Source organism: Bartonella vinsonii subsp. berkhoffii ATCC 51672 (genome assembly GCF_902825225.1).
In the GTDB taxonomy this organism is placed as follows: Bacteria; Pseudomonadota; Alphaproteobacteria; order Rhizobiales; family Rhizobiaceae; genus Bartonella; species Bartonella berkhoffii.
This window is the reverse complement of sequence record NZ_CADEAK010000161.1, coordinates 1-448: the sequence shown is the minus strand read 5'-3', so window position 1 is coordinate 448 and position 448 is coordinate 1. Positions and strand designations below refer to the sequence as shown.

General features: G+C 39.1%; 1 protein-coding gene. It reads left to right on the top strand.

Annotation, left to right across the window (positions count from 1 at the left end; translation table 11 throughout):
- Window positions 1-448 (top strand): PDZ domain-containing protein (locus J7R10_RS08735; RefSeq protein WP_208436478.1); only part of this gene is annotated, 448 nt, incomplete at both ends.

Genomic DNA, 448 nt, shown 5'->3' with positions numbered 1-448 from the left:
ATATTTGGCGATGTTTTTGAGCGCGAGCGTATGCAGTACGTTACAGTTCCAGATGATAAAAAGCTCATTGAAAATGCTATCAATGGCATGCTCACATCACTGGATCCTCATTCATCTTATTTGAATGCTGAAGAAGCCAAGGATATGCGGGATTCTACGAAAGGAGAGTTCGGAGGACTTGGTATTGAGGTCACTATGGAAAAAAACTTGATTAAAGTTGTTTCACCAATGGATGATACTACCGCTTCAAAAGCAGGTATTTTAGCAGGAGACCTTATTTCAAAAATTGATGATGTACAAACGAATGGTCAAACATTGAACGAAGCTGTTAATAAGATGCGAGGTGCTCCTGGAACACCAATTACCTTAACAATTATTCGTTCTGGCGTTGATAAGCCATTTGAAGTGAAGATTGTTCGTGATATTATCAAGGTAAAAGCGGTGAAGT